General features: G+C 67.1%; 17 protein-coding genes and 1 pseudogene. 8 read left to right on the top strand and 10 right to left on the bottom strand.

Features of this window, described 5'->3' with window-relative positions:
* Positions 1-4 precede the first annotated feature (4 nt).
* A complete protein-coding gene (locus tag DCN14_RS34275; RefSeq protein WP_096506997.1) occupies positions 5-1,213 on the bottom strand; it encodes an ABC transporter substrate-binding protein in 1,209 nt (402 codons plus the stop codon).
* 238 nt (positions 1,214-1,451) lie between these two features.
* On the opposite strand from DCN14_RS34275, the gene DCN14_RS34270 reads away from it, so the two are divergent.
* The 4 genes from DCN14_RS34270 to DCN14_RS34250 all read left to right on the top strand — a co-directional run bounded on the left by DCN14_RS34270 (position 1,452) and on the right by DCN14_RS34250 (position 5,840).
* Entirely contained in the window at positions 1,452-2,282 is an 831-nt protein-coding gene (locus tag DCN14_RS34270; RefSeq protein WP_096506998.1) for an FCD domain-containing protein, read from the top strand.
* A gap of 432 nt (positions 2,283-2,714) precedes the next feature.
* Positions 2,715-3,899: a porin gene (locus DCN14_RS34260; protein ID WP_096507000.1), complete on the top strand. Its 1,185-nt coding sequence runs from the start codon at positions 2,715-2,717 to the stop codon at positions 3,897-3,899.
* 122 nt (positions 3,900-4,021) lie between these two features.
* A complete protein-coding gene (gene soxC, locus DCN14_RS34255) occupies positions 4,022-5,299 on the top strand; it encodes a sulfite dehydrogenase (protein WP_096507001.1) in 1,278 nt (425 codons plus the stop codon).
* On the top strand, positions 5,292-5,840 hold the full coding sequence (locus DCN14_RS34250; RefSeq protein WP_096507002.1) for a cytochrome c: 549 nt from the start codon (positions 5,292-5,294) through the stop codon (positions 5,838-5,840). The genes soxC and DCN14_RS34250 overlap by 8 nt, the downstream gene beginning before the upstream one ends.
* 165 nt (positions 5,841-6,005) lie before the next feature.
* On the opposite strand, the gene DCN14_RS34245 is transcribed toward DCN14_RS34250, so the two are convergent.
* The 6 genes and pseudogenes from DCN14_RS34245 to DCN14_RS34220 all read right to left on the bottom strand — a co-directional run.
* The gene (locus DCN14_RS34245) at positions 6,006-7,367 is read right to left on the bottom strand and encodes an LLM class flavin-dependent oxidoreductase (RefSeq protein ID WP_096507003.1); all 1,362 of its coding nucleotides are present in this window, start codon (positions 7,365-7,367) and stop codon (positions 6,006-6,008) included.
* Positions 7,368-7,749: 382 nt separating this feature from the next.
* Positions 7,750-8,637: an ABC transporter permease gene (locus tag DCN14_RS34240; RefSeq protein ID WP_096507004.1), complete on the bottom strand. Its 888-nt coding sequence runs from the start codon at positions 8,635-8,637 to the stop codon at positions 7,750-7,752.
* Positions 8,634-9,620 (bottom strand): ABC transporter ATP-binding protein, encoded by a 987-nt coding sequence (locus DCN14_RS34235; RefSeq protein WP_096507005.1) that lies wholly within the window; start codon positions 9,618-9,620, stop codon positions 8,634-8,636. Before DCN14_RS34235 ends, DCN14_RS34240 begins: the two co-directional genes overlap by 4 nt.
* A gap of 67 nt (positions 9,621-9,687) precedes the next feature.
* Positions 9,688-10,743 carry an ABC transporter substrate-binding protein gene (locus tag DCN14_RS34230; protein ID WP_096507006.1) on the bottom strand — a complete coding sequence of 352 codons (1,056 nt, stop codon included), beginning with the start codon at positions 10,741-10,743 and terminating at the stop codon, positions 9,688-9,690.
* Positions 10,744-10,798: 55 nt separating this feature from the next.
* On the bottom strand, positions 10,799-11,728 hold the full coding sequence (locus DCN14_RS34225; RefSeq protein WP_096507007.1) for a TauD/TfdA family dioxygenase: 930 nt from the start codon (positions 11,726-11,728) through the stop codon (positions 10,799-10,801).
* Positions 11,729-11,938: 210 nt separating this feature from the next.
* Positions 11,939-12,211: pseudogene (locus tag DCN14_RS34220) on the bottom strand (MgtC/SapB family protein); the annotation flags it as partial.
* Between the two features lie 372 nt (positions 12,212-12,583).
* On the opposite strand from DCN14_RS34220, the gene hmpA reads away from it, so the two are divergent.
* The 3 genes from hmpA (at position 12,584) to DCN14_RS34205 (ending at position 15,814) form a co-directional block, all read left to right on the top strand.
* Entirely contained in the window at positions 12,584-13,795 is a 1,212-nt protein-coding gene (gene hmpA, locus DCN14_RS34215) for an NO-inducible flavohemoprotein (protein ID WP_096507009.1), read from the top strand.
* Between the two features lie 440 nt (positions 13,796-14,235).
* Positions 14,236-14,520, top strand: coding sequence for a helix-turn-helix transcriptional regulator (locus DCN14_RS34210; protein WP_096507010.1), 285 nt, complete (start codon positions 14,236-14,238; stop codon positions 14,518-14,520).
* Positions 14,510-15,814 (top strand): HipA domain-containing protein, encoded by a 1,305-nt coding sequence (locus tag DCN14_RS34205; protein ID WP_096507011.1) that lies wholly within the window; start codon positions 14,510-14,512, stop codon positions 15,812-15,814. The genes DCN14_RS34210 and DCN14_RS34205 overlap by 11 nt, the downstream gene beginning before the upstream one ends.
* A 69-nt stretch (positions 15,815-15,883) precedes the next feature.
* On the opposite strand, the gene DCN14_RS34200 is transcribed toward DCN14_RS34205, so the two are convergent.
* The gene (locus DCN14_RS34200) at positions 15,884-16,849 is read right to left on the bottom strand and encodes an SDR family NAD(P)-dependent oxidoreductase (protein ID WP_096507012.1); all 966 of its coding nucleotides are present in this window, start codon (positions 16,847-16,849) and stop codon (positions 15,884-15,886) included.
* 137 nt (positions 16,850-16,986) lie between these two features.
* Here DCN14_RS34200 and DCN14_RS34195 point away from each other — a divergent pair, with 137 nt between their 5' ends.
* Positions 16,987-17,940, top strand: a complete 954-nt coding sequence (locus DCN14_RS34195) for an AraC family transcriptional regulator (RefSeq protein ID WP_096507013.1) — start codon at positions 16,987-16,989, stop codon at positions 17,938-17,940.
* A gap of 200 nt (positions 17,941-18,140) precedes the next feature.
* Here DCN14_RS34195 and DCN14_RS34190 read toward each other — a convergent pair whose 3' ends face one another.
* Together DCN14_RS34190 and DCN14_RS34185 are read right to left on the bottom strand one after the other, a co-directional pair.
* Positions 18,141-18,338, bottom strand: a complete 198-nt coding sequence (locus DCN14_RS34190; protein ID WP_096507014.1) for a DUF2970 domain-containing protein — start codon at positions 18,336-18,338, stop codon at positions 18,141-18,143.
* A gap of 120 nt (positions 18,339-18,458) precedes the next feature.
* Entirely contained in the window at positions 18,459-18,671 is a 213-nt protein-coding gene (locus DCN14_RS34185) for a twin transmembrane helix small protein (protein WP_096507015.1), read from the bottom strand.
* Between the last annotated feature and the right edge of the window lie 62 nt (positions 18,672-18,733).

Below are 18,733 nucleotides of genomic sequence, written 5' to 3'. Positions count from 1 at the left end.
GGTGTCAGGCGAGCTTGCAGCCGGTCTTGTCGACCGGCAGGAACGACTGGCCCGAGCTGACGATGTCGGCGTAGTCGTCGGCATTCTTCATCCGGCTCTTCGGCTTGCCCTTCAGCAGGTAGTAGTTCTTCATCACCTGGTGGTCGCCCTTGCGGATTTCTTCCGGGCCGGTGAGGCCGTCGTATTTCATGCCTTCCATCGCCGCGATCACCTTCTTCGGATCGGCGCTGCCGGCCTTCACCATCGCGTCGATCAGGATCTTCGAGCAGATGTACGAACCCGCGAGGCTGTAGTTCGGGTTGGCCTTGAACGCGGCGTTCGTGCGCTTCACGAGGTCGCGGTTCAGCGGCGAATCGATCCCGTGCCAGTACTGCGCGCCGAAATACACGCCGTCGCAGATGTCCGGCCCGAGCGCCTCGAACTGCTCGAGGCCCGATGCCCACGCGAGCAGGATCGTGCAGTTGCGCTTCATCCCGAAGCTGACGGCCTGGCGCAGCGTGTCCGACGACTGCGAGCCGAAGTTCAGGATCAGCAGCACGTCCGGCTGCGCGGCTGCCGCGTTCGTCAGGTAGCCGCTGAACTCCTTCTCGGCCAGCGAGTGATAGCTGTTGCCGACATGCTCGATGCCCTTTTCCTTGAAGATCGCCTTCGCCGCCGACAGCAGCCCGTCGCCGAACACGTATTGCGGGGTGATCGTGTACCAGCGCTTCGCCTTCGGCAGCATCTGGACCAGCGGGCGCACCGTCTGCTCGATCGCGCCGAAGGTCGGCACCGACCAGCGGAACGTCGCGTCGTTGCAGTCCTTGCCGGTCAGCTCGTCCGCGCCGGCCGTCGTGATGAACACGCCGCCCGCCTTCTGCACTTCCTTGCCCATCGCCAACGATTCGGACGACAAAATACCGCCCGCAAAAAAACGCGCGCCCTTCTGCTGTGCGATCTCCTGCACGCGCCGCACGGCGGTTGCGGGCTTGCCCTCGGTGTCGAGCGTCGTGTAGACGAGCGGTGCGCCGAGCACCTTGCCGTACTGCTTGACGGCCAGCTGCATGCCGAGGTCGGCGTATTTGCCGTTGGCCGCGAACGGGCCGGACATCGGCACCGGACAGGCGAGCTGGATGGCGGCGCCCTGCGCGAATGCGGCACGGGACCCCAGGGCGCCGAGCGCGCCCGGTACGGCCGACAGCGCGGCCAGTTTCAACAGTTCTCGGCGATTCAAGTTGACGCTCCTTGGAGGGACAAACACACGCGATACGACGGACTGCCAAACCGTGCCAACGCTCTACGGAAAGGGATGCGTCGTCAATTAATCCTATTTATCATGATAAATAGAATGAACCCGATGCTAGAGACGATCAAAATTCGTGTCAATCAGGCAAAATTCCCTACCGCCGCGCCCGGGCCGATCGACGACGATGTGAACGGGCGTGCGCATGTCAGACAAAGGAGTCTCGAAGATGGTCATGGACCGAGCCAGGGCAGGCCTCGCGGTCGAAATCAAGCAGCCGAAGCGCGCGGATCTCGTCGCGGAGGAAATCAAGCGGCTCATTACGGAAAAGGACCTGAAGCCCGGCGACCGCCTGCCGCGCGAAGCCGAGCTGCAGCAGCTCTATGCGGTCAGCAAGAGCACGATCCGCGAGGCGTTGAAGTCGCTGGAAGTACAAGGCCTGATCAAGGTCACGACCGGGCCGACGGGCGGCGGGATGGTGGTCGAGGTGCCGCTCGACCGGACGCTGCAGTTGCTGCAGAACTACCTTTTCTTCAAGGACGTCACCATCGACGACATCTACACCGTGCGCAAGCTGCTCGAACCCGAGCTGGCCGCGGGCGCGGTGCCGCATCTGACGGAGCAGGATTTCGCCGCGCTCGAGGCCAACATCGCATGCTGCGACGGCTCGTCGGGCGCGCCGGAGCGCGGTCATCTGGTCCGACAGCGGCAGGAGGACATGACGTTCCACGACATCCTCGCCGCCGCGAACCCGAATCCGTTCCTGCGCTTCAGTTGCGAGCTGATCAACGAGATGATCCGGCAACTGATCGAGTTCCGGAACGACACGCCGATCGCCGAACACAAGCGCTTCGGCGAAGCGAACGTGGCGATTCACCGCTCGATCCTGCAGGCCGCCCGCGAACGCGACGTCGAACGCGTCCGCGCGCTGATGGTCGAGCACATGACCGAGGCGCCGAAGCACGTGAAGCGGATGAAGGGAAAGTTGCGCGGGCGGTTGATTCTGGATTCGGAGATCCGCAAGCGCGTGCGCGCCGTGTCGGCCGAGCTCGACGAATAGCCGAGTGCGTCCCGCCCGATGGCGGGGCGGCGGGCGCGCGGCTCCGTGATTCCGCCGCGGCACGACCTGCCCGCGTTTCGCGGAATCCATATTTCTGCGCGTCTACCGCATCGGCCCGCTCCCGCCCAGCACCCCGTTGCATAAAAACATCGGCACCGTCGCAACCCGCGCGCACCCCATCCAACGATTGCATCGATCGATATGACCGCGACCGTCCGTTCCGGCCGATCGGCGTTCGCCGTTCATGCGATGCGTCCGCGCCAGCAGGCAGCGCGGATGCGATGGCGACGGTCGCGCCGGGCGCGCGGCGACGCGCATTGCAATTCAATAATCCGACGATTTGCAAACCACGGATCGGCCGTTCGTCGCGCGACCCGGACTCAATAGCATCGTGATCCTCGCAGATGTACCCATAAAAAACAGAGGATATTCATGATCAAGAAATCGGTAGTCCTGGGTTTGGTTTCGGTCGGTTCCCTCGGCGCGCACGCGCAGAGTTCCGTCACGCTGTACGGCCTCGTCGATGCCGGCTTCGCCTATACGAACAACCAGGGCGGCGCGAGCAACATCCAGCAGACGAGCGGCAAGCTGAGCGGCAGCCGCTGGGGCCTGAAAGGCGTCGAGGATCTCGGCGACGGCCTGCAGGCCGTGTTCACCCTCGAAAGCGGATTCCGGCCGAGCGACGGCGGGCTCGGCCAGGGCGGCCGCCTGTTCGGCCGTTCCGCGTACGTGGGCCTGGGCAAGACCGGCATCGGCACGCTGACGTTCGGCCGCCAGTACGAGCCGATCACCGATCTCGTCGCGCAGTATTCGGGCTCCGGCTTCTGGTCGCCGGCAACCCATGTCGGCGACAACGACAACATGAACCAGAGCTTCCGGATCAACAACGCGGTGAAGTTCCGCAGCGCGACGATCGCCGGCTTCACGGCCGACGTGCTGTACGCGTTCAGCAACCAGGCGAACGGCGGCGCGGGCACGGGCTTCTCGAACAACAACGCATGGGGCGTGTCGGCCAACTACGTGAACGGCCCGCTGTCGGCGGGCGCCGGCTACGTGCGGCTGAACAACCCGAGCACGACGTCGAACACCAGCGGCGCGGTGGGTGGCGCGACCTCGACGACCGGCAACGACTACAGCGGCGGGTTCTTCTACGGGCTGAACGGCGGCGTGCGCAAGCAGCAGATCGGCGTCGCGGGCGCGAGCTACGCGCTCGGCCGCACGACGCTCGGCTTCGCGTGGAGCCACACGCAGCTCGACTATCTCGACGGCTCGTCGCGCAAGCTCAACAACTACGACGTCAACGGCCGCTACCAGATCACGCCGGCGGCAACGCTGATCGGCGTCTACACGTTCACCGACGGACGCGCGAACGGCCTGCCGGGCACCGGCGGCCAGACGCTGAAACCGCGCTGGCACCAGTTCACGCTCGGGTTCGACTACGCGTTGTCCAAGCGCACCGACATCTATCTGTCCGGCATCTACCAGCTCGCGGCCGGCGATGCGAGCACCGCGACGTCGGGCGGCTATCGCAAGATCGCGGCGATCTCGAACATCGGCACCGCGTCGTCGACGAATCGCCAGCTCGCGTTCGTCAGCGGGCTGCGCGTGAAGTTCTGACCGCACGCACGACGCGCGCGGCGGGCGCGGCACGATAAGCAAAGCGGGAATGCTTGTTTGCCGCGTCGCGCCCCGTTGCCGACAATACGCGTTTTTCTGCATGCTGCCGCGCGGCTTCGACCATGACCGATTCCCGCTTTCGCACGCACCGCCTGCACCGCACGGGCCGCCGCACGGCGCTGCGCCGGCTCGCCGGCGGCTGGGCCGCCGCGCTGCTGCCGGCCGGCGGCGCACTCGCGAGCCAGACGCTCGCGCCGCTGTCGCCGCTCGACGTGCCGCCGTGGACGCGCACGCCCGGTGCGCCGTTGCTGTCGCCGCCGTACGGCCTGCCGGGCGCGCACGAGCGCGACGTGATCCGTCGCAGCGCCCGCACGCCGGCGCTGCCCGGATCCGGCTCGTCGATGACGCCGCTCGCCGACCTGTTCGGCGACATCACGCCGAACGGCCTCGTCTACGAGCGCCATCATGCGGGCGTGCCCGATATCGACGCGCAACGCCATCGCGTCGTCGTGCACGGCCTCGTGCGCGAGCCGCGCATCTTCACGATCGACGACCTGCTGCGCTTTCCGTCCGAATCGCGGATCCACTTTCTCGAATGCTCGGGCAACACCGGCAGCGAATGGAACGGCCCGAGCGGGCTGCCCGTTCAGTTCACGCACGGGCTGCTGTCGTGCTGCGAATGGACCGGCGTGCGGCTGTCGACGCTGCTCGACGAAACCGGCATCGATCCGGCCGCGCACTGGCTGCTCGCGGAAGGCGCGGACGGCGCGGCAATGACGCGCAGCCTGCCGCTCGACCGGATTCTCGATCGCGCGCTGGTCGTCTATGCGCAGAACGGCGAGCGGCTGCGGCCCGAGAACGGCTATCCGGTGCGGCTGATCGTGCCGGGCTTCGAAGGCAACACGAACATCAAGTGGCTGCGGCGGCTGAAACTGGTTCGCGCGCCGGAGATGACGCGCGAGGAAACGTCGAAATATACGAACCTGCTGCCGAACGGCTGCGCGCGCCAATTCGTGTTCGAGATGGACGCGAAATCGGTCATCACGCGGCCGTCGGCCGGGCACCGACTCGCGTCGCACGGCTACTACCCGATCGGCGGCTATGCGTGGTCGGGGCGCGGCCGGATTCGCGCGGTCGACGTCTCGACCGACGGCGGCCGCACCTGGCGCGCCGCACGGCTCGCGGGCGACGTGCGCGATCGCGCGCTGACGCGCTTCGAGGCCGACTGGGTCTGGAACGGCGAGCCGGCCGACCTGCAAAGCCGCGCGACCGACGACACGGGCTACGTGCAGCCGACCCGCGCCGCGCTCGTCGCCGCGCGTGGCGTGAACTCGCAATACCACTACAACGGCATCCAGAACTGGCGTGTCGGCGCGGACGGCGAGGTGCGCAATGCCTAAGCCGATTACGCGCCGGATTGCATCGTTCGCGGTGGCCTCATCGATCAGCTGCGCGCTCGCCGCGCCCGCGTTCGGCGCGGGCTTCGGCCTCGGCCAGCCGGTCGACCGCGCGACGATCGCCGCATGGGACATCGATGTCGCCCCCGACGGCAGCGGCCTGCCGCGCGGTGCGGGCACGGTCGCGCGCGGGGCGCGCGTGTTCGCGGACACATGCGCGATGTGTCACGGCGCCGCCGGCCAGGGCGGCGTCGGCGATCCGCTCGTCGGCGGGATCGGCTCGCTCACCGACGCGAAACCGAAAAAGACGGTCGGCAGCTACTGGCCGTATGCGACGACGCTGTTCGATTACATCCGGCGCGCGATGCCGTACAACGCGCCGCAATCGCTGAGCGCGGACGATGTCTATGCGGTCACCGCATACGTGCTGCACCTGAACGGCATCGTGCCGGACGACGCGACGCTCGATGCGCGCACGCTGCCGCGCGTGAAGATGCCGAACCGCGATGGTTTCGTGGCGGATCCCAGGCCGGGAAGGCTGTGACGCATCCGCGCCCGGGCGAGCGGGACGGAGAGTGATCTTCCGCGCAGCCCGGGATGGTGTGCACGATATTTTCGTCAGGCGGCCAACGCCCGTCTTGACCACACCTTCGTCGCAGCGCCCCGCCATCGCCATCGCCGTTCGACAGCCGGGCGCCCCCCTGCGAATTCAGGCCGCAGACGCGCCAAGCGCGGCGAACTCGCGCCGCTCGGGCCGCTGCAGCCCCAGATGATCGCGCAGCGTATGCCCCGCATAGTCGCGGCGAAACAGCCCGCGGCGGCGCAGCTCGGGCAGCACGAGTTCGATGAAATCGTCGAGGCCGCCCGGCAGGGTCGGCGCCATCACGTTGTAGCCGTCCGCGCCGTACCGCACGAACCGCTCCTCAAGGGCGTCGACGATCTGCTCCGGCGTGCCGACGAGTTGCCAGTGGCCGCGCGCGCCCGCGATGCGCAGATACAGCTCGCGTATCGTCAGGTTCTCGCGGCGCGCGAGTTCGAGCGTCAGCGTCTGCCGGCTCTTGCTCGCATTCGTTTCCGGCAGCGGCGGAATCGGGCCGTCGAGCGGATACGCGGAGAGATCGACGCCGCCGGTCAGCCCCGACACGAGCGCGAGCCCGACCCTCGGGTCGATCAGCGCCTGCAACGCGTCGAATTTCTCCTGCGCTTCGCTCTCCGTGCGGCCGACCACCGGAAATACGCCGGGCATGATCTTCAGCGTGTCGGGGTCGCGGCCGAAGGCGGCGAGTTGCCCCTTCACGTCCGCATAGAATGCGATCGCGTCGTCGAGCGTCTGCTGCGCGGTGAAGATCACCTCGGCCGTGCGCGCGGCGAGCCGCGTGCCGGCCGGCGACGAACCGGCCTGCACGACGACCGGATGCCCTTGCGGCGAGCGCGCGACGTTCAGCGGCCCGCGCACCTGGAAAAAGCGGCCGCGATGATCGAGCACGTGGCGCTTGCCGGGATCGAAGAAGCGTCCCGCCGCGCGATCGCGCACGAATGCGTCGTCGTCCCAGCTATCCCACAGCCCGCGCACGACGTCCGCGAATTCCTCGGCGCGCGCATAGCGTTCGCCGTGATCGAAATGCGCGTCGCGGTTGAAGTTGCGCGCTTCGTGCGCGCTCGACGACGTGACGAGGTTCCATCCGGCGCGGCCGCCGCTGATGTGATCGAGCGACGCGAACTTGCGCGCGATGTGGAACGGCTCGTTGAAGCTCGTCGACGCGGTGCCGACCAGCCCGATGCGTTCGGTGACGGCCGCGAGCGCCGACAGCAGCGTCAACGGCTCGAACTGCGCGACGTAGCTGTGCGCGGTCCGGCTCAGGAATTCGACATCGTCGCCGCGCGTGCCGACGCCGTCGGCGAGGAACACGAGATCGAACTTCGCGGCCTCCGCCGCCTGCGCGAGCCGCACGTAGTGGCGAAAGTCGACGCCGGCATCCGCCTGCGAGCCGGGATGGCGCCAGGCGGCGATGTGATGGCCGGTGGGGTACAGGAACGCGCCGAGGTGCAGATGGCCAGTGCGGGTCGTCATCGGGAAAATTTCCGGAAAGAAGGCTGCGCGTGCAGCCGGAGCGGGCCACGCGCCCGTTGACGCCGGTACGTGGTCGCGCGGTTCAGTGCGTGATCGCCGATCGTCCGCGCATCGCGCGGCAGCGGCTTGCCGCCGGCAATCGTTTGCATATCGAATCAATGCCGGCCGGGGGCGTGCATCGGCACGCCGCGTCGATACGCGGCCCGCTCGGGACGACCTCCAACTGCCCGAGGCGAGAACGTTCCGACGATCGATTGCGCACGCGCGCCCGGTCCGTACGATCCTTCGATCGCCCGCCACAAGCGGCACCGCAAAGTATAGGGACGCCCGCGGCGCGCGTGAAAAACCGATTTCAGCTTTGGTTATGCGCGCGCCGGGAATATCAGTGCTGGATGCCCCAGCGGCGCACCGTCACGCGCTCGAGCGTATCGAACACGAGGTGCTCGACGAGCAGGCCGATCACGATGACGGCCGCGAGCCCCGCGAACACGCGGTCGGTATACAGCTCGTTGCGGTTCTGGAAGATGTACCAGCCGAGCCCGCCCTGCCCCGCGCTCGCGCCGAACACGAGTTCCGCCGCGATCAGCGTGCGCCACGCGAATGCCCAGCCGACCCGCAGCCCCGACAGGATCGACGGCAGCGCGGCCGGCACGAGGATCAGCGCGATCTGCCGCAGGCCGGTGAGCCCGTAGTTGCGCCCGGCCATCTTCAGCGTGGCCGGCACGCCGGCGAAACCGGTGTACATGCTGAGCGCGAGCGGCCACAACACCGCATGCACGAGCACGAACAGCAGGCTGCCGGTGCCGAGCCCGAACCACAGCAGCGCGATCGGCAGCAACGCGATCGACGGCAGCGGATTGAACATCGACGTGAGCATCGTCAGCACGTCGCGGCCGATGCGCGTCGACACCGCAAGCGAGGTCAGCACGAACGCGAAGAACACGCCGAGCGCGTAGCCGCGCAGCAGCACCGACATCGAGATGCCCGTCTTCACGAGCAGTTCGCCCGACTCGATGCCTTGCACGAACGCCGCGAGCGTCGCGCCGAAGGTCGGCACGAGCAGATCGTTCGCGACGATGCGCGCGACGATCTCCCACGCGGCGATCAGCACGAGCGCGATGACGCCGCGGCGGAACCAGCCCGCATCGGCGATGCGGCGCAACAGCGGAGCGGGCGCCGCGCGTTCGGCGTCGGGCGGCGTGTCGAGCGTGCGCTCGTACTCCGCGCGCACGGGCGGCAACGGCGGCAGGACCGGGTCGATCGTGCTCATGATGCGGTGTCCTCCGGGTTCGTCGCGCTCGCGACGCCGGTCGCGTCGGTATCGAACAGCAAATGATGAATGCGTGCGACGCTGTCGCGGAAGTCGCCGGTGCCGACGTTCTCGAGCGAATGCTCGTGGCTGTTGAGCTCCGCGCGCACGCGGCCCGGATGCGGCGACAGCAGCAGGATCCGGTTGCCGACGACGAGCGCCTCCTCGATCGAATGCGTGACGAACAGCAGCGTGAAGCGGAACTCGTCCCACAAGCGCAGCAGTTCCTCCTGCATCTTGCGGCGCGTGAGCGCGTCGAGCGCGGCGAACGGCTCGTCCATCAGCAGCACGCGCGGCTGCATCGCGAGTGCGCGCGCGATCGCGACGCGCTGCTTCATCCCGCCGGACAGCGTATGCGGATATGCGTCGGCGAACGCGGCGAGTCCGACCTTGTCGAGATAGTGCAGCGCGCGCTCGCGCGCTTCGGCACGCGACAGCCTGGCGGCCGCACGCAACGGAAACGCGACGTTCTCGGCGACCGTCTTCCACGGCGGCAACTGGTCGAATTCCTGGAACACGACGATGCGGTCGGGGCCCGGCCCGTGCACGGGACGGCCGTCGAGCGTGATCGCCCCCGACACGGGCTCGATGAAGCCAGCGATCGCCTTGAGCAACGTGGACTTGCCGCACCCCGACGGGCCGAGCAGCACGAAGCGGTCGCTGCCGTACACGTCGAAACTGACCTGATGCGTGGCGCGCACGATCCGCGCGCCGCTCCGGTATTCGAGGTTCACGCGATCGATGGCCAGCAGGCGTTCGCTGCGCGCGTCGGCCGGTGCGGCCTGCGGCGCGGTACGTGCATCGGATGCCGCACGCGCGGCCGGCGCGGCGGCGCCGCGCGCCGCGTACGGCGGCAACCAGGTTCGGGGGGAAGTGGCATTCACGATCGAGACTCTTGCGAAGAAAACATCAGCATGCGGCCGTGCGCGGCACGACCCAACCAACGATTGCGCATATCGAAACCGGATCGACGTATAAGCGTCGATCGCGCTGTCGCAGCGGCACCGGCGCTCAACTGCCGCCGGCCGTCGCCGGATCGTCGAAGAAGTAGTCGCGCCACGATTTCGGCTCGTTGCGGATCGCACCGGTGCGATACATGAACTGCGCGAGCCGCAGCGTGTTCTGCGGCGCGGTCTTGAACTGCACCTGCGGATTGCGCAGGATCTTCAGCAGCAACGCGCGGTCGATCTTCGAGCCGTTCACGCGGATATACGTGTCGGCCGCACGCTCGGGATCGGCCGCGATCTGGCGAGCCGCATCGGCCAGCGCGGCGACGAATGCGCGGTACGTCTTCGGGTTGTCGTCGCGGAATTTCTGCGTGGCGTACAGCACCGTCGCGGAGCTCGGGCCGCCGAGCACGTCGTACGAATTCAGCACGATATGCGCGCCCGGATTGCCCGCGAGCTCCTGCTCCTGGAACGGCGGATTGCCGAAGTGGCCGGTAATCACGTTGCTGTTCGCGAGAATCGCGGCCGTCGCATCCGGATGCGGAATCGCCTGCGTCAGCGCATCGAGCTTGTCGAACTGCTTGTCGCCCCACTGCTTCGCGGCCGCGTACTGCAGCACGCGCGACTGCACCGACACGCCGACGGCCGGCACCGCGATCCGGTCCTTCGCGCTCAGGTCCGCGATGGTCTTCACGTTCGGGTTGTTGCTGACGAGGTAGTACGGAAAATTGCCCAGCGACGCGACGCCCTTCACGTTCTGCCGGCCGCGCGTGCGATCCCACACCGTCAGGAGCGGCCCGACGCCCGCGCCCGCGACATCGATCGCGCCGGACAGCAGCGCGTCGTTCACGGCCGCGCCGCCCGACAGCCGCACCCAGTCGACCTTGATGTCGACGCCGGCCTTGCGCCCTTCCTTCTCGATCAGTTGCTGGTCGCGCGCGACGTTCAGCATCAGGTAGACGACGCCGAACTGCTCGGCGATGCGGATGCTGCCTTCCGCATGCGCGGCTTGCGGCAGGCCGGCGCCCGCGAATGCGAGCGCGGCGGTGAGCGTGGCGGCCAAAGCGCGGCGCGCGGACAGGGTCGTGCGGCTGAACGCCGGCGAAAACGAAAACGACATCGGAACTCCAGTGATCCAGTCGGAAAGGGGGCAGCGGAACGAAGCGGCGCGCGACTCAGAACGGCGCGTCGCCTTCGATCGTCGTGCGGTACAGTTTGCGGCGCAGATGGTCGGGCGTGCCGGCCGCGAGATGCATCAGCGAGCGGTTGTCCCAGAACACGAGGTCGTGATCGCGCCAGTGGTGCCGATACAGGTGCTCCGCACGCACGCTGTGCGCGAACAGCGCGTCGAGCAGCGCGCGGCTTTCGTCTTCGGGCAGGCCGACGATGCGCGTCGTGAAATGCTCGCTGACGAACAGCGCGCGACGGCCCGTTTCCGGATGCGTGCGCACGACCGGATGCACGACCGCCTCGACCTGCGCGATCTGCTCGGGCGACAGGTTCGGCCGCCACGGGTTGCGCGCCTGCAGTTCCGCATAACGGGCGAGATACGTGTGCTCGGCGCGCAGCCCGTCGACCGCGCGGCGCAGATGCGCGGGCAACGTGTCCCACGCGAGATGCATGTTCGCGAACAGCGTGTCGCCGCCCTCGGCCGGCAGTTCCTGCGCGTGCAGCAGCGAGCCGAGGCTCGGCTTTTCCTTGTACGACAGGTCGGAGTGCCAGAAATGGCCGGCGTCGCCGAGCCCGATCGGCTTGCCGTTCTCGACGATGTTCGACACGATCAGCACGTCCGGATGCGCGGGCAGCGCGAACTGATGCAGCACGTGGGTCTGCAGCGGCCCGAAGCGGCGGCTGAACGCGATGTGTTCGGCCGGCGTGATGCGCTGGTCGCGAAACACCAGCACGTGATGATCGAGATGCGCGCGGTGGATGCGCGCGAAACCGGCGGCGTCGAGCGGCTGCGACAGGTCGATGCCGACGACTTCGGCGCCCAGCGGCGCGTCGAACGCCACGATGTCGAACTGCTGCGCGCCGGCGTGCGGCGGCAATACGGGCCGTTGGCCGGCGAACGTCCACTCGGTGGCGCGGATGGCGGGAGTCGTCACGATACAGCCCTTGTTTCGGTAAAAAGCCGAATCTACGAGCGCGTGCCGGACTGCGTCAACGAAGCGATTTCGATACGTTTATCTGCTGTAGCGATAAAGATCGCTGCTCGGGCGGCGGGCCCGACGGGGCATGCCGCCACGGCGCCGCACCCAGGCTGTCCCGCGCCGCCCGACACGTCGTAGATCTGCCCGGTCACGTGGCTCGCGCGCGCCGATGAACCCCATCCCGGTCAGGAGGCCGAGCGGCAGCCGCATCGGGTCGAGCGCCGGGAACGCATCCTGCGGCTTGCCGGCCTGCGGCAGCAGCGCATTGATCGGCAGCATCGACAGGCACGCGGCCAGACACACGAGGATCGTCGTGCGCAACCCGGCCGCCTTGCCGGATTCACTCCGGTCGAGGCCGATCAGGCCGCCCGCGAGCAACGCCCGCCCAACCCTGACGAACATCTCGTGCCGTTGAGGTACGACCGGCATCGGCTTCATGCGCGTTTCCATGCACGTCGTCGTGCGTGATGCGCCGCGGTATGACCGCGAACGGCGCAAGCGGTGCGCAAGGTTCGGGCCCGGTTCTGGCATGCGTCATGCCGTACCGCCCCACGGGCGCGCGCATCGTGTCGCGCGGCAAAACGGCGTGTCGAAACGGCGCATCCGGTCGATCGGAATCCGGTCGCTCATGCGTCGCCATACGCACGGCCCGCACCTTGACCGGTCGTTCGGCCGGACCGGACAATATGCATTCGCCTCGTGCGCCGCACGGGTTCGAATCCCCCACCGATACGACAGACGAGACGCGCGCCCCCCCTCGTCGCCCGCGCGCGCCGCAGCGCGACGCCCCCCTTACGAAGGAGTTCGACCATGCTTACGCAGAAAACGAAAGACATCGTCAAGGCCACGGCCCCCGTCCTTGCGCAACACGGTTACGACATCATCAAATGCTTCTACACGCGGCTGTTCAACGCGCATCCGGAGCTGAAGAACGTGTTCAACATGGCGCACCAGGAGCAGGGGCAACAGCAGCAGGCACTGGCGCGCGCCGTCTATGCGTATGCGGAGAACATCGAGGACCCGAGCAGTCTCGCGGCCGTGCTGACGAACATCGCGAACAAGCACGCGAGCCTCGGCGTGCGGCCCGAGCACTATCCGATCGTCGGCGAGAACCTGCTCGCCGCGATCAAGGAAACGCTCGGCGACGCGGCGACCGACGACATCATCTCCGCGTGGGCGCAGGCTTACGGCAACCTTGCCGACGTGCTGATGGGCATGGAAAGCGGACTGTACGAACAGTCGTCGGACCGCCTGGGCGGCTGGACCGGCTGGCGCACTTTCGTCGTCCGCGAGAAGCGGCCCGAGAGCAGCGTGATCACGTCGTTCATTCTCGCGCCGGCCGACGGCAAGCCCGTCGCGAACTTCGAGCCGGGCCAGTACATCAGCGTCGCCGTCGACGTGCCCGCGCTCGGCCTGCAGCAGATTCGCCAGTACAGCCTGTCCGACATGCCCAACGGGCATACGTACCGGATCTCCGTGAAGCGCGAAAGCGGCGGCACCTGTCCGCCCGGCTACGTGTCGTGTCTGCTGCACGATCATGTGAACGTCGGCGACGAGATCAGGCTCGCCGCGCCGTACGGCAGCTTCCACATCGACGTCGATGCGAAGACGCCGATCGTGCTGATCAGCGGCGGCGTCGGGCTGACGCCGATGATCAGCATGCTGAAGCGCGCGATCCAGGATCCGCAGCGGCAGGTCGTGTTCGTGCACGGCGCGCGCAACAGCGGCGTGCATGCGATGCGCGACCGGCTGCGCGAAACCGCGAAGACGCACGCGAACTTCAAGCTGGTCGTGTTCTACGACGACCCGCTGCCGCAGGATGCCGAAGGCAGCGACTACGACCGCAAGGGGCTCGTCGACGTGAACGCGATCAAGGACACGCTCCTGCTGCCCGATGCCGATTACTACATCTGCGGCCCGGTGCCGTTCATGCGGATCCAGCACGATGCGCTGAAGAACCTCGGGATTCACGAGGCGCGGATCCATTACGAGGTGTTCGGGCCGGACCTGTTCGCGGAATGACGGGAAGGCGCCGCATGCCGCTCGGCGTGCGGCGTGCGGCGTGCGGCGTGCGGTGTGCGGCGTGCGGCGTGCGGCGCCAGATTGCCGACGCGGAGTGCGCGTCGGCTCCGCAGCCGGTCATTGAATCGTTCGGGTCGTTCTCGCCTGCCGCACGGCCGTGCCCCGGCCGTCGCCGTTGAAACCTCTGCCAGCCGCCGGCTTCGCCGGTCACGGGCGGCGAACTGCAGCGTCACGGCACGGAACATCGCCCTGTCCGCATCCGATCGGATACGAATCCCTCTTTTTTTCACGTTCCCTTCATTACTGGTTCCCGATCGGGTACGAAATGCCGATTCGAAAGCAGCGAACGCCCATTCGTTTCTGAGCGAATACGAAAACCTGTCCGAACGCGCGAGTTATGCAATACTGTTCCCGATCAGATACGAAGCACGGAGAACGTCATGTCGGAGAGTCAGCCTGTCGATACGATCGGCGCGCTTGCCCACCTTATCCGCGCCGCGCGGCTCCAGCAGGGTTTCACCCGCGATGAGCTCGCGAACGCCACCGGGCTGTCGCCGAAATTCATCAGTCAGGTGGAAGCCGGAAAGCCGACCGCGCAAATCGGCAAGGTGATGCTGCTGCTCGGCGAGCTCGGCGTGCGCCTGTACGCGGCGGCGTCGGTCGAGATTTCGGAAGAAACCGCGCGCAAGGCCGCGCAACGCCGCAGGAGCGCCCATGGCGGCTAACACGCTGATCGCCTCCGCAAACGGCGTGCGCATGGGCACGCTGACCGACGACAAAGGCATCTGGTCGTTCGCGTACGACGCGCAGTGGCGCGCGTCCCCGGCGGCCTATCCGTTGTCGCCGGCGTTCCCGTTGCGTCCCGACGCGTTCGTCGACACGTCCACCGATCGCCCGGTCCAGTGGTTCTTCGACAATCTGCTGCCCGAGGAAGGCATGCGCATGTCGCTCGCGCGCGAGGCGAAGGTCGATGCGGCCGACGCGTGGGGCCTGCTCGCGTACTTCGGGCGCGAGTCGGCCGGCGCGCTCACGTTGCTGGTCGACGGCGAGCACGAGGCGCCCGGGAGCCTGCAGCCGCTGTCGCTCGACGAACTCGAGCGCCGGATCCAGGCGATGCCGCAGCGCGCGCTGACGGCCACCGCGCCCAAGCGCATGTCGGCGGCCGGCGCGCAGCAGAAGCTGCTGCTGGTGCTGCGCGGCGACGCGCCCGACTATGCGCTGTTCGAACCCGTCGGCAGCGAGCCGTCGATGCACCTGCTCAAGCCGGACATGCGCGCGGCCGGCTACCCGCATTCGGCGATCAACGAGTTCTTCTGCATGAAGCTCGCAAAGCGGATGGGGCTCGACGTGCCGGACGTGCATTTCCTGCGCGCGCCGTCCGCGTGCTACGTGATCGACCGTTTCGACCGCGACGTCGCGTCGAAGCCGGCCGGGCGCGTGCATACGATCGATGCGATGCAGCTGCTCAACTACGACCGCGGTTTCAAGTACCAGCGCGCGAATGCGCAGGAGCTCGCGCGTGCGATCGATCGCACCAGCACGCGTGCGCTGACGCGCCTGTCGGTGTTCCGCTGGACCGTGTTCAACGTGGTGGTGGGCAATGCCGACGCGCATCTGAAAAACCTGTCGTTCTTCGTCGATGCGCGCGGCTACCGGCTCGCGCCGTTCTACGACATCGTCAGCACGGTGGTGTACCACACGCCGACGCACCGCCCCGAGCATCGCGGCGATGACTGGCCGCACTGCGAACTGACGATGCCGCTCGGCACGGCGACGCGGTTTGCGGACATCGACGTGCATGCGCTGATCGCGTTCGGCCAGGCGCTCGGGCTCCGGGAGAAAGCGGCGGCCAGCGAATTGCAGCGCTTTCTCGAACCGCTCGACCGCAACGTTGCGCTGACGCTCGATGAAGTGCGGGAGATCGCGCGGCCGGATGCGGGGGAAGTCCGGCTGTTGAATTCGATCGTGGCGATGCCGATCGCGGAGATGGGGCAGGCGCTGCGGCCGACGCGCGGGTGAGCGGGCATGCGCGCGGCCTGCCGCGTTCTTCCATTCGGTGCGACGCCGCACCGGGTCTTTCCATGCCCGTCAGCGGCGAACCGCAAACGCATCGACTCCCGTCAATGCCGCGGACCGCGCCCATAAACGCGCCGCATCCTCGGGATCGATCGCGTGCGGCCGCACACCGGCTTCCTCGTCGCCTTGCGTGACGACCGCGATATCGCAGTCCTCGCAGTACACCCCGCCGATATCGGCGAGACGCGGCGACGTTGCGGCCCATACCTGGGTCGCCGCGCCCTGCGCCGGCGTCTTGAAGGTCGGATCGATGGGCTCGCCGTGCGCGTCCACCCATCCCTGCGCCATCATTTCTTCGCGTGTCAGGTGACGCTGCAGCGGCGTCGCGATCTTGCCGGGGTGCAACGAATAGGCCCTCACGCCGCTGGACGCACCAAGCGCGTCGAGCTGCACCGCGAACAATGCGTTCGCGGTCTTCGACTGTCCGTACGCGAGCCATTTGTCGTATGCACGGGCGAACTGGAGATCGTCCCAGCGGATCGGCGACAGCCGGTGTCCAAGCGACGACACCGCAACCACGCGAGCACCGTGGCCATGCGCGAGCGCCGGCCACAGCCGGTTGACGAGCGCATGGTGACCGAGGTGATTGACGGCGAACTGCGACTCCCAGCCCTGGCCGACACGCGTCTCCGGGCACGCCATGATGCCCGCGCTGTTGATCACGATGTGCACGTCGCGCCGCGCGTCGACGAACCGGGCGGCGAACGCGGCCACACTTGCGAGATCGGCGAGGTCGAGTTCCGCGACTTCGACGCCGGCGATGCCGTGCATCGCGTCGCGCGCGGTATCGGCGCGCCGTGCGCCGACCACCACGTGCGCGCCGGCCCGCGCCAGCGCACGCGTCGTTTCGAGGCCGAGCCCCGAATGGCCACCCGTGACGATGGCCGTTTTGCCGCGAAGATCGAGTCCGCTCAGGACGTCGCTCGCCGTCGATGCGGCATCGAATCCGGAATGAAGGGGGTGCTGCCTGCTCGTCATTGAAGCCTCCACGCATGCTGCGTCAAGCACGCGGCCGCCCGTCGGCTGCGTCGCTGTACGGACCATTCTGCGGACCGGCGCCCGAACTGTGAATGCAATAGAATCCGGTTTTTCGTCGAGATCGTCCGGGGCCGTACGTGGATCCGCTATCCGAAGTGCTCTCGCTGCTGAAAACGCGCGACTCGTATTTCACCGGCCTGCGCGCCGGCGGCGAGTGGGCCGTCGACCTTCCGCCGCCCGAAGGCATCAAGTTCAATGCGGTCGTCGAAGGACGATGCTGGCTGACCGTCGACGGCGCGGGCCCCCCCGTGCAGTTGCAGACGGGAGACTGCTTCCTGCTCGCGTCGCCGCGGGCATTCACCCTCGCGAGCGATCCGTCGGTGGCGCCGCTCACCGTCGCCGACGTGTACCGCAATGTCGAACGCGGCATCGCCCACTATGGCGAACCGGCCGATTGCTTTCTGATCGGCGGCCGGTTCTCGTACGACGAGGGCGTGCCGCTGCTGCTCGGCAGCCTGCCGCCCGTGGTGATCGTGAGCGGCGAATCCGACCAGGCGGCGGTCCTGCGTTGGGCGCTGCAACAGCTTGCGCAGGAATTCGGTGCGTCGTCGCCGGGCGCATCGTTGATGGTCCGCCATCTCGGGCACATGATGCTCGTGCAGATACTGCGGTGCTACGTCGATAGCGGCGCCAACAGCGATGTCGGGTGGCTCGCCGGCTTCGCCGATGCCCGCGTGCGCGCCGCGCTTGCCGCGATCCACGCGGCCCCGGCGCGACACTGGACCGTCGACGCGCTCGCAGCCTGCTGCCACGTCTCGCGTTCGACGTTCGCGCTGCATTTCAAGCGACGGCTGGGATTCGGGCCGCTCGAATATGTGCTGCGCTGGCGGATACAGCTCGCGATGCGGGAACTGCGACGCTCGGACGCATCCATATCGACGGTGGCGCAAATGCTCGGCTACGACTCGGATAGCGCGTTCGGCCATGCATTCAAGCGCATCGTCGGCTGCTCGCCGAGCGCTTATCGCCATGAAAAGGCCCGCGCACCGGACGGTCAACCGCGCGACGCGCTCGACGCCGGGCCCGGCTGACGTTCATTCAGGGTTCAGTTGCACGGCGGATCGTGCATTTTGCCAATCGCATTCATTCGCATCATCATCGTCGGGATAAGTATTCTTATCACAACGCCACGATTTACCACCCAAACTCGATCAGACGCAAATACCGCGAGCCGCACCCCCTGCCCTCTCAACGGGGGTTCTACAAGGCCGGTCGACGCCGGCGCCAACGGTCAACCCACGACCAGATGCACGACGAACAGCAGCAACACGATAAAAATAGCGACTGCAACGAGTGCGGCAACGATCACGGCGAAGGGATTGAGTTGCGTCGCATCCGCTTCGAGATTTTTTCGTTTGTTGATCCCGAGAAACGCCAGAAAGACCGCGCGGAACGCACGAACGATCTGATCTTTACCTGTTTCAGCCATATAGTTCTCCTTCACCTGAATAAAAATAATGCGGGATATCGCGCGGCGCGAAGCGCGCGAGAATCCCGCTGTTCTTGCGACGCGGCTCGTTCGCTCATGTTTCGTCGGGGGCCGCGCGCCTTATCGTCCGATAGGAAGACCGGTTGGTTCGATCCAGCCCAGCCGATACGCGATGAGCAGCGCCAGAAACAACGTGATCGACAACCCGACGCGAGCCGCGAGCGACCATGCCATGCGCTTGGTTGTGCCCCGGTCGTGATTCATGAAGTACAGCGCGGAAATCAAGCTACCGATAATCAAAACAAATGCGACAGCAACCAGAAACGTCTTCATTTTTCATGCCTTGCGAGATCAGAATCAGTTTGAATCAATGCAGCCGGCTTTTGCCGCTCGGC

The sequence above is a fragment of the Burkholderia sp. IDO3 genome (genome assembly GCF_003366075.1).
GTDB lineage: Bacteria > Pseudomonadota > Gammaproteobacteria > Burkholderiales > Burkholderiaceae > Burkholderia > Burkholderia anthina.
This window is presented reverse-complemented; position numbering and strand designations above follow the sequence as displayed.